Below are 9,772 nucleotides of genomic sequence, written 5' to 3'. Positions count from 1 at the left end.
GGGCGGGGCGCCGGCCCCGCGGGGCGGGGCCCCCCCGCCCGGCGCCCCCTGGTGTTTCGGCGAGGGGCGCCCCCCGGGGGGGCCCGGGGGGGCCCCTCTTCGCTGTGCGGGTGGTGGCGCGCCGGGCCCACCGGTCAGGCGGTGACGGGGGTGCCGAGCATCGCGGAGGCCCGCTGGAGTGGGCTGAGTACGCGTGTGGCCACGGAGGCTCGGGGGAGGCTTCCGCGGCAGGTGAAGCCGAGCTGGGTCATGGCGCGGAGGACTTCGCCGGCGGTGAAGTCGCGGCGGTCCTGGCGGGTGAGGACCTGGCCGACCTGCTTGACGGGGTAGGTGCGGCGGCCGATGATCACGGACTCGCCGAGGACCTGCTCGGGCTTGATGCCCTCATCGACTCCAGGACACCGCTCTTGGTCAGGTCGAACGGGAAGCGGGCGATGACACAGCGCATGATGCCTCACAGGGTGAAGAGGGGGACGGTCCGGCCACGGTGAGGTGGTTCAGCGGGCGAGGGCGAGGACGCCCAGGGCGCTGCCTTGTTCATCGACGACGGGCAGGGCGGCGAGCTTGCGGTAGCGCATCGCGTGCTCGGCCTCGGCCATCGTCGTCATGGGCGAGGTGAACGGCCCACGGTCGCCGAGGACATCGCGCAGACGGAGCCGGTCGGTGTACGCCGCGCTCTCGCGGACGGCGGTGAGCTGGGCCTGGGTGACCAGCCCGGTGCACAGGCCGTCCTCGTCGCAGACGAGCAGATGGTCCGTGCGGGAACTGGCCGTGACGGCCAGGGCCACCTCGACGGTCATGTCGTCACAGACCTGCGGACCGGCAGCCTCCATGGCGTCGTCCACCGTCCTGCGGACGAGGTCGGCATGCGCGGAGCGGGGCTGCATCTGGACCAGCGTCAAAATCTGCCTCCTGCAGAGATGGGTCAGTTTCCGGATCACGTGGCGCTCAGGCCGCCGCATCGAAGGCGGACCGCCGAGCGCTCGCGCGCCGGGCGGCCGACGCGGGCCCGCGGCGCCCGCGGGAGGCCGTGCTGCGCTTGGGCCGATCGGACACCGGGGCGGTGATGGTGACCGGGATGCCGGAGGGGGCCTGGGCGCCGGTGATGCGGTTCAGGGCCTCGTCGCCCGAGTGGACCTGGGTGGTCTGCGGGGTGACGCCGGCGGCCTGCATGAGGCGGGTCATGTCGCGGCGCTGGTTGGGGGTGACCAGGGTGACGACGCTGCCGGACTCGCCGGCGCGGGCGGTGCGGCCGCCGCGGTGCAGGTAGTCCTTCGGGTCGGTCGGCGGGTCGACGTTCACGACGAGGTCGAGGTTGTCGACGTGGATGCCGCGGGCCGCGACGTTCGTGGCCACGAGGACGCTGACGTGCCCGCTCTTGAACTGGGTGAGCGTACGGGTGCGCTGGGGCTGGGACTTCCCGCCGTGCAGGGCCGCGGCGCGCACCCCGTTGCTCAGCAGGTACTCGGTCAGCCTGTCCACGCCGTGCTTGGTGTCCAGGAACATGATCACGCGGCCCTCGCGGGCGGCGATCTCGGTCGTGGCGGCCTGCTTGTCGAAGTTCTGCACGTGCAGGACGTGGTGCTCCATCGTGGTGACCGCGCCCTGCGAGGGGTCGACGGAGTGCACGACCGGGTCGGTCAGGTAGCGGCGCACCAGCAGGTCGACGTTCCGGTCCAGGGTGGCGGAGAACAGCATCCGCTGCCCTTCGGGGCGAACCTGGTCCAGCAGGGCGGTGACCTGGGGCATGAACCCCATGTCGGCCATCTGGTCCGCCTCGTCGAGGACGGTGATCGCGACCTGGTTCAACCGGCAGTCACCCCGGTCGATGAGGTCCTTGAGCCGGCCGGGCGTGGCGACGACCACTTCCGCTCCGGCGCGCAGCGCCTGTGCCTGCCGGTAGATGGGCATGCCGCCGACGACGGTGGCCAGGCGCAGCTTGACCGCCCGGGCGTAGGGGGTGAGCGCGGCCGTGACTTGCTGGGCGAGCTCACGGGTGGGTACGAGGATCAGTGCGAGCGGCTGCCCCGACTCGGCGCTCTGGCCGGCGGTGCGGGCCAGCAGCGCGAGGCCGAAGGCCAGGGTCTTGCCGGAGCCGGTGCGGCCGCGGCCCAGTACGTCCCGGCCCGCGAGGGTGTTCGGCAGGGTGGCGGCCTGGATCGGGAACGGCGTGGCCATTCCCTCACGGCTGAGCGTGCTCAACAGCTGTGCCGGCATGTCGAGTTCGGCGAAGGCCTCGACGGCGGGCAGCGCCGGGGTGATCGTCTTCGGCAGGGCGAACTCGCCCTGGACCGCGGCGGGCCGACGCCCGTATCCGCCGGAACGGCTCGGGGCCCCGGAGCGGCCCGGGGCCGAAGAGCCGAAGCGGCTACCCCGACCCGAACCGGCGCCGCCGCCGCCGAAAGCGGGGCCGCCGGTGCGGCTGCGGGTGCGGGAGGAGCGGTCGTTCGTACGTGTGGGGTTCATGCGGAACCTTCCTTGATGCGGCACGTATCAAGGAATTCCCGCAGCGTAGGAGCGGCACGGAGAATTGCCAGAACGGACCGAATGGAATACGAGTGCGAATCTGACGGGCAGAAATTCTGTACGCGCTCAGTCGCTGGAATAAGGTGGCGCCATGTAGGCGCGGCAACCAAAATAATTGACTCGGGTGCAGATCCGAGAGAGCCGCTCGGCCGAGTGTCTCCATGCTCAATACCGCGGGTGAACCCACCGCGGCAAATGCGTGCAGCTGGGGCCCGCACCCCGAGGGATGCGGGCCCCAGCTGCAGAACGCGTGTCAGCGTCAGGCGGGAACGATGTTCTCGGCCGTCGGGCCCTTCTGGCCCTGCGCGATGTCGAAGATGACCTTCTGGCCCTCGTTCAGCTCGCGGAAGCCCTGGGCGGCGATGTTCGAGTAGTGGGCGAACACGTCAGGACCGCCACCCTCCTGCTCGATGAAGCCGAAGCCCTTTTCCGCGTTGAACCACTTCACGGTACCAGCAGCCATGCCATATCTCCTTTGGGGCAATACATCGGCGACTGCACTGTGCGGACGCCGTGTCGCCGCGATGATGCCCCGCCCGGTAAACGACCGGGAAATACAAAGCGCTTCCAGTGGAATGAATTCCGGTCTGGAGGCGCTTGAAGTTCTTGGGTACCAAAACTGCAACCGAGATCGACAGTAGCACGCTGCAGCGGCCTGTGTGCGTTGAATATTTCCGGCCGTCGTGTTGCGGTAGAAACTCTCCCCGCGGGATCCGTTAAATCCTTAGGTCGCGGTGACAGATATTGATTCACCCCGACCGCAGCGTTTTTTGGTTGTTCGCCACCGGCTGCAGGAGGCGGCGGCGAAGTCGGCCGGTGGGAGACGTGCTGGGGACAGGTTCCGACGCGACGGACCGCTGGAGCGGTCCGCGCGGTGAAGAAGTCCTGTACGGCAACGAACACGCCGCGGGAGAGGCTCGACCAACCCGGCGCCACCGGCGGTTCCTCCGGTCCGCCTCCACGACCTGCGCCACGGGCGCCGCGACGCCGGCCCACTCGGCGGGGGCCGACCTGAAGGACATCCAGGAGATGCTCGGCCACCCCTCGATCACCATCACGGCGGACACCTGCACGCGCCTGCTCCCCGAGGCCGACCTCGCGATCGCCGAGGCCGCAGCCCGGCTCGTACCGCGTGCTCGGCCGGCCGGCCAAGGTGCCCCTGCCAAGGCTTCCAAGGGCGCCGAACTCGGAGCAGAAGGTGCAGCGCCCGTGCCGGATCGTGCCGATCCATCGGCAGGAATCCCGGAGCCCGCTGGCACGTCCGCTCGCGCACCGCTCACGCAAACGGCCCCGGACGAGGAGTCCGGGGCCGAATAGAGCGCCTCCCTGGGAAGAAATCCCAGGTCGGCGGCTTACGTGCTGTGCCCTCGGCAGGATTCGAACCTGCGACACCCGCTTTAGGAGAGCGGTGCTCTATCCCCTGAGCTACGAAGGCGGGGGCTTGTCGGGAACCTTGCCGGAGATCCCGGGGGATCGCTCGGCCCTGCTCGACAAACATGCTGGCCAGGTGGCGTGCGCACGCGGTGGGGGAGATGCCCTCGCGGGTATCTTCCCGGGTGCGTGCCCGGTAGCCCTCTGACCGCTGACAGCCTAGCGGATCGTGCTGGGAGTGGTCGCCTGGATTGCCGTGGCGGCGGGGCCGCGGTCACGGCGTGGCGGTGACCAGGACGCGGTGACCAGGATGCGGCGGCCACCATCGACGGGCTCCTGCGCATCGCCGACAGGAGACGGCGGTCAGGACGCGGCGGTCAGGACGCGGCGTTCTTGCGGAGGCGCTTGGCCAGGGCCGGGTCCGTTTCCCACCACAGGCCCGTCCCGCTGTGTTCCTCCTCCGGGGTCCGGGCGTCCCCGGTGGTCGCGGGCTCGGCGTCGCGGTCCGTCCGCACGCGGAACAGCAGGCCGGGGACGGCGTAGAACAGTGCGCCGATCACCGCGATGGAGGCCACCACGTAGATCGCCGGGACCGAGATGCCGGCCAGGAGGGGAAGGAGGACGGCGGCCTTCAGGCCGGTGCCCTGGGCCGTGACCAGGACGTCCTGTCCCTCGGCCACGTCCACGGTCGCGGTGTTGGAGCGGGAGCGGTCCTTCCCGACGACCCGGACCGTGTGCGTGCCGACGGCCACGGGGAACCGTGCGGCGGCCCCCTGGCCGACCCGGCCGACCGTCACGTCGCCGACGACCACGTCGAACGTCCCCGCCCGGCCGAGACCCGGCTGTTCCGCGCGCACCACGATGGTCCCGCTCATGAGCTCCCCCGTTTTCGCTGATCACTCGATCAGGCCGTCCGCATTGTTGCCCGTCCGGGGCCTTCCTGAACAGGCCTTTTGTGGTGCGGGGGTGGGCGGGCACGGGGGTGGGCGGGCGCACGGGGGCGTCCCGGTGCGTACGGATCGAGTCCGTGCGAGGGGCGCCGGAGTCGGGGACGGCGCGCACGCGGTCAACTATGCGGTTCTCAGGGCCCGGTGCCCCGTTCTTGCCGATGCGCGCCAACATCGCGGCGCAGCGTTCTCGCGTAGCGGAACACCCGGGAGCGGCCTCGTCGCCGCTGCCTACACTGCGCGCACTTGATCAAGGGGTACGGGGGCCAGTCTTGGATCGAACCGCGACGCGCGTGTGTCCGTTGTGCGAGGCGACGTGCGGTCTGAGCATCACGCTGTCGGACGGAGCGGTCACCCGTGTCCGCGGCAACCCGGACGACGTCTTCAGCAAGGGGTACCTCTGCCCCAAGGGCGCTTCCCTGGGCCGCTTCGACAGCGATCCGGACCGCCTGAGCGCACCGCTGGTACGCCGGCCCGACGGCGGTTTCGACGAGGTGGGCTGGGCGGAGGCCTTCGAGGCCGTCGAGCGCGGGCTGCGGGGGGTGACCCGGCGCCACGGCCGCGACGCCGTCGCCGTCTACATGGGGAACCCCGTCATCCACACCCTGGCCCTGCCGCTCTACATGCTGGTGCTGCGGGAACGCCTCGGCACCCGCAACGTCTATTCGTCCACCACGCTCGACACCATGCCCAAGAGCGTGGCCTGCGGCCTGATGTACGGGGACCCGCTCGCCTTCCCCCTCCCGGACATCGACCGCACCGACCACCTGCTGATCCTGGGCGCCAACCCCATGGAGTCCAACGGAAGCCTGTGGACGGTCGCCGACCTGCCGGGACGCCTGAAGGCGCTGCGGGCGCGGGGAGGGCGGCTGGTCGTCGTCGATCCGCGCCGGACCCGTACCGCGGACCTCGCGGACGAGCACGTCCCGGTCCGCCCCGGTACCGACGCCCTGCTGCTGCTCGGCATCGTCCACACCCTCTTCGACGAGGACCTGGCGACGGATCCCGGCGCGGGCTTCGCCGGTTTCGCCGAACTGTCCGGCCACGTGAAGCCGTTCGCCGCCGAGGAAGTCGCCGAGGCCTGCGGCGTCCCGGCGCCGACGATCCGCCGGCTCGCCCGCGATCTGGCCGCGGCGCCCACGGCCGCCGTGTACGGGCGCCTCGGCACCTCCACCACGGAGTTCGGCACGCTCACCAGCTGGCTGGTGGACGTGGTCAACATCGTCACCGGCAACTTCGACCGCCCCGGCGGAGTGCTCTTCGGCGAGGCGCCGCACGCCACCCGCCGCCCCGCCGAGCCGTTCCGTACCGGGCGCTGGCACAGCAGGGTCCGGGGCCTGCCGGAGGTCAACGGGGAACTCCCCACCGCGACCCTCGCCGACGAGATCGACACCCCCGGCGAAGGGCAGGTACGGGCCCTGCTGTGCGTGGCCGGGAACCTGGTCCTCGCCGCTCCGCAGGGCGAACGGCTCGACCGGGCCCTGCCCGGTCTGGACTTCATGGTCTGCGTGGACCCGTACCTCAACGAGACCACCCGCCACGCGTCGGTGATCCTGCCGCCTCCGAGCGCCATGGAATCGCCGCACTACGACGTGGTCCTGGCCGGCCGTTCCGTCCGCCGCAACGCGCGCTTCTCGCCGCCCGTGCGCGCCCTCGCGCCGGGCCGCCCCAGCGAGGCGGAGATCATCGCCCGGCTGGTCCTCGTCGCCTCGGGCAAGAGCGTGGCCGGGGATCCGCAGAGCGTGGACGAAGCGCTGATCGACCTCACCCTGCGGGCGGCCGTCGGCCGGCCGGGCTCGCCGCTGCGCGGCCGCGATCCGGCCGAGCTGAAGGCCCGGCTGACCGGGGACGACGCCCTGGAGCGGCGGCTCGACTCGATGATCCGGCTGGGACCCGCCGGCGACCTGTTCGGCATCCGCGCGGACGGCCTGAACCTGGCCCTGCTCAAGGAGACCCCGAACGGCGTCGACCTCGGGCCGCTGCGGCCCCGCCGCGAGGAGGTCGTGATGACCGCCTCTGGCCTGGTGGAACTGTGCCCGCCCGCCGTCACCGAGGACCTGCACCGGCTCCACGGACGGATGCGCGCCCTGCGGTCCGGCGAGCTGGTGCTCATCTCCCGCCGTCAGCTCAAGTCCGTCAACAGCTGGTCCCACAACATCCCGACGCTGTCGGGCGGGACCAACCGCTGCGCCCTGGAGATCAGTACGGAGGACGCCGAGCGGCTGGGCGTCACCTCCGGCGACCGGGTACGGGTACGGGGCCGGGGCGGTGAGGTGGTGGTGCCGGCGGAGCCCACCGACCGGCTGCGCGCGGGCGTGGTGAGCCTCCCGTACGGCTGGGGGCACGGCCGCAGGGGCAGCCGGCTCGCGCACGCGGCCACCCAGCCGGGCGTGAGCATGAACGCGGTCACCGACAGCTCGGTCGTCGACCCGCTGTCGGGGACGGCCGTCTTCAACGGGGTGCCCGTGCGCGTGGAAAGGGTGGCCGGGGAAGCGTCCGGGACGGAAAACGGAAAGCCGGATTCCGAGTAACCGCATTCCGCTATTCGAATTGCTGATGGGATACGGCTAAAACTGTTCTTCCATTACCGACGCCTCTAGGCTGTGCGGGTGAGACCAATCGCCAGTCAATGGGAGATTTCGTGAATCTCGTCCGTCGCATCATGATTCCTGCTGTTTCTCTCGTGCTCCTCGCCGGAGCGGCCACCGCGGCCAATGCCTCCGGTGAGTCCGAGGACCTGGCCGGCCTGTCGTGTTCTCCCACGCAGACCGCCATCACCGACGTTCCGCACCGGCTGTTCGACGCCTGGAACCGTGGTGACGCGGCCGGTGTCGCCGCGCAGTTCACGACGGACGGGCACATGATTCCGAGCAATGGCTCCTACCTCACCAGCCGGACCGCCATCGCGAGCTTCTACACCTCGGCCTTCGCCGGCCCGCTCAAGGACACCCGCATGATCGGCAGGCCCCTCACGGTGCGCTGCCTGTCCTCCACCACCGCGGTGATCGACGGTCTCGGCGGGCTACTCAAGCCCGGTGACACCTACACCGACCCGGAGCAGGTGCCGATCGGCCAGCGCATCATCGTCTCCTGGACGGCCGTGCGGGTCGGCAACACCTACTACATGAAGGAATTCCAGAGCACTTCCATCCAGGGCTGATCGCCGGGCTGGGTACGCGAGGAATCGAAAAGGAACGGAGTATTTCGTTGCCACGCACGGTGCTGGTCACGGGAGGAAACAGGGGGATCGGCCTGGCCATTGCCGAGGAATTCCTCGCGCAGGGCGACCGGGTCGCCGTCACCTATCGCAGTGATCCGCCGGACGGGAAGTTCTTCGCCGTGCGGTGCGACGTCTCCGATCCGGAACAGGTCGACGCCGCGTTCACGGCGGTCGAGGCGGAACTCGGGCCGGTGGAGGTGCTCGTCTCCAATGCCGGGATCACCGACGACCGGCCGATGCTGCGGATGAAGGAGGAGCACTTCTCCCGCGTCGTCGACACCAATCTCACCGGTGGCTGGCGCTGTGCCAAACGGGCGCTGCCCAAGATGCTCCGCGGCCGGTGGGGGCGCATCGTCTTCGTCTCGTCCGTCGCGGGGCTGCGGGGGAACCAGGGCCAGGTCAACTACGCGGCCAGCAAGGCCGGCATGGTCGGCATGGCACGTTCCCTGGCCCGCGAGTGCGCCGCGTCCGGGATCACCGTGAACGTGGTCGCGCCCGGTCTGATCGAGACGGACATGACCGCGGCCCTGGCCGGAGCCCGCAAGACCGCGCACCTGGCGGAGATCCCGGCGGGGCGGGCGGGCCGTCCCGAGGACGTGGCCGACACGGTGGCCTGGCTCGCGGGCGAGCGGGCCGGTTACGTCACCGGCGCGGTGGTGCCGGTCGACGGCGGCCTGGGAATGGGGCACTGATCCCATGACCGTCACCGCATCCGCCGCCCCGGCCTCGGCCACCCCGGCGGCCGTCACCACCCCGCCCGCCACCGCGCCCGCCACAGAGACGCCGCCGCTCGCCCCGGGCGGCGGTCTGCTCGCCGGCAAGCGCATCGTCGTCACCGGTGTGATCACCGAGCGTTCCATCGCGTTCGCCGCGGCCAAGGTCGCCCAGGAACAGGGGGCCCGGATCGTCCTCACCGGCTACGGCCGGATGTCCCTGGTCGAACTGGTCTCCCGCCGGCTGCCCGAGAAGCCGCCGGTCGTGGAGCTGGACGTCACCGATCCGCGCCACCTCGAGCGGCTGCCGGACACCGTGGGCGAACACCTCGGCGGCGTCGACGGCGTACTGCACTCCATCGCCTTCGCCCCGCCGAGCTGCCTCGGCGGATTCACGACCGCGCCCTGGGAGGACGTGGCCACCGCCGTCCACACCTCCGCCTACTCCTACATGTCGCTCGCCACGTCCCTGCTGCCCCTCATGGGCAGGGGCGGGTCGGTGGTCGGACTCACCTTCGACGCCACGAAGGCCTGGTCAGGCTACGACTGGATGGGCGTGGCCAAGGCCGCCCTGGAATCCACCAACCGGTACCTCGCACGGGAACTGGGGCCGCACGGCATCAGGTCCAACCTCGTGGCGGCCGGACCCCTGCGGACCACCGCCGGGAAGGCCATCCCGGGCCTCGCCCGCACCCAGGACGACTGGGCGGCCAAGGCGCCGCTGGGCTGGGACGTCACCGAGACGCAGTCCACGGCACGGGCCTGCGCCGCGCTGCTCTCGGACTGGTTCCCGGCGACCACGGGCGAGATCGTCCACGTCGACGGCGGACACCACGCGATGGGCGCCTGACGGGCCCGGCCGGTCCGACCGGTGTGACCGGCGTACGAACGGAGGTGGGGCGGGGCGGCGCGCGCGGCCCCGCGCCCGCCCCGGGACCCCGACCCCCGGGGGCGGGGGGTGCCCCCCGCGGCCCAGCCCGCGCAGGGGCGCCCCC

9 protein-coding genes, 1 tRNA gene and 1 pseudogene are annotated in these 9,772 nt (G+C 71.3%); 5 read left to right on the top strand and 6 right to left on the bottom strand.

Features of this window, described 5'->3' with window-relative positions; translation table 11 throughout:
* Positions 1 to 134: 134 nt before the first annotated feature.
* The 4 genes and pseudogenes from ACWF9Z_RS02500 to ACWF9Z_RS02485 all read right to left on the bottom strand — a co-directional run bounded on the left by ACWF9Z_RS02500 (position 135) and on the right by ACWF9Z_RS02485 (position 2,989).
* Positions 135 to 448: pseudogene (locus tag ACWF9Z_RS02500) on the bottom strand (SCO5918 family protein).
* A 49-nt stretch (positions 449 to 497) separates the two neighbouring features.
* Positions 498 to 902 carry a CBS domain-containing protein gene (locus ACWF9Z_RS02495; RefSeq protein ID WP_453596648.1) on the bottom strand — a complete coding sequence of 135 codons (405 nt, stop codon included), beginning with the start codon at positions 900 to 902 and terminating at the stop codon, positions 498 to 500.
* Positions 903 to 948: 46 nt separating this feature from the next.
* Positions 949 to 2,466 (bottom strand): DEAD/DEAH box helicase, encoded by a 1,518-nt coding sequence (locus tag ACWF9Z_RS02490; RefSeq protein WP_453596646.1) that lies wholly within the window; start codon positions 2,464 to 2,466, stop codon positions 949 to 951.
* A gap of 319 nt (positions 2,467 to 2,785) precedes the next feature.
* Positions 2,786 to 2,989 carry a cold-shock protein gene (locus ACWF9Z_RS02485; RefSeq protein ID WP_327306256.1) on the bottom strand — a complete coding sequence of 68 codons (204 nt, stop codon included), beginning with the start codon at positions 2,987 to 2,989 and terminating at the stop codon, positions 2,786 to 2,788.
* A 362-nt stretch (positions 2,990 to 3,351) separates the two neighbouring features.
* Here ACWF9Z_RS02485 and ACWF9Z_RS02480 point away from each other — a divergent pair, with 362 nt between their 5' ends.
* Positions 3,352 to 3,843: a hypothetical protein gene (locus ACWF9Z_RS02480; RefSeq protein ID WP_453596644.1), complete on the top strand. Its 492-nt coding sequence runs from the start codon at positions 3,352 to 3,354 to the stop codon at positions 3,841 to 3,843.
* 45 nt (positions 3,844 to 3,888) lie between these two features.
* On the opposite strand, the gene ACWF9Z_RS02475 is transcribed toward ACWF9Z_RS02480, so the two are convergent.
* Both ACWF9Z_RS02475 and ACWF9Z_RS02470 read right to left on the bottom strand, forming a co-directional pair.
* Positions 3,889 to 3,961: transfer RNA gene (locus tag ACWF9Z_RS02475), tRNA-Arg, on the bottom strand.
* Positions 3,962 to 4,274: 313 nt separating this feature from the next.
* Positions 4,275 to 4,772 carry a hypothetical protein gene (locus ACWF9Z_RS02470; protein WP_453596642.1) on the bottom strand — a complete coding sequence of 166 codons (498 nt, stop codon included), beginning with the start codon at positions 4,770 to 4,772 and terminating at the stop codon, positions 4,275 to 4,277.
* A 365-nt stretch (positions 4,773 to 5,137) separates the two neighbouring features.
* Here ACWF9Z_RS02470 and ACWF9Z_RS02465 point away from each other — a divergent pair, with 365 nt between their 5' ends.
* The 4 genes from ACWF9Z_RS02465 (at position 5,138) to fabI (ending at position 9,627) form a co-directional block, all read left to right on the top strand.
* Entirely contained in the window at positions 5,138 to 7,375 is a 2,238-nt protein-coding gene (locus ACWF9Z_RS02465) for a molybdopterin-dependent oxidoreductase (RefSeq protein ID WP_453597189.1), read from the top strand.
* A 110-nt stretch (positions 7,376 to 7,485) separates the two neighbouring features.
* A complete protein-coding gene (locus tag ACWF9Z_RS02460) occupies positions 7,486 to 8,004 on the top strand; it encodes an SgcJ/EcaC family oxidoreductase (RefSeq protein ID WP_453596641.1) in 519 nt (172 codons plus the stop codon).
* A 47-nt stretch (positions 8,005 to 8,051) separates the two neighbouring features.
* Positions 8,052 to 8,756, top strand: coding sequence for a 3-oxoacyl-ACP reductase family protein (locus ACWF9Z_RS02455; RefSeq protein WP_453596639.1), 705 nt, complete (start codon positions 8,052 to 8,054; stop codon positions 8,754 to 8,756).
* 4 nt (positions 8,757 to 8,760) lie between these two features.
* Entirely contained in the window at positions 8,761 to 9,627 is an 867-nt protein-coding gene (gene fabI, locus ACWF9Z_RS02450; RefSeq protein WP_453596637.1) for an enoyl-ACP reductase FabI, read from the top strand.
* Positions 9,628 to 9,772: the final 145 nt, after the last annotated feature.

The organism is Streptomyces sp. NPDC054961, from assembly GCF_053609145.1.
Note: the sequence above shows the minus strand (reverse complement) of the source record. Positions and strands in the feature narration are given on the sequence as shown.

Bases quoted from the DNA above. Each gene is read 5' to 3' on its own strand.
- ACWF9Z_RS02470 (WP_453596642.1), bottom strand. From the start codon at position 4,772: ATGAGCGGGACCATCGTGGTGCGCGCGGAACAGCCGGGTCTCGGCCGG.
- fabI (WP_453596637.1), top strand. From the start codon at position 8,761: ATGACCGTCACCGCATCCGCCGCCCCGGCCTCGGCCACCCCGGCGGCC.
- ACWF9Z_RS02485 (WP_327306256.1), bottom strand. From the start codon at position 2,989: ATGGCTGCTGGTACCGTGAAGTGGTTCAACGCGGAAAAGGGCTTCGGC.
- ACWF9Z_RS02490 (WP_453596646.1), bottom strand. From the start codon at position 2,466: ATGAACCCCACACGTACGAACGACCGCTCCTCCCGCACCCGCAGCCGC.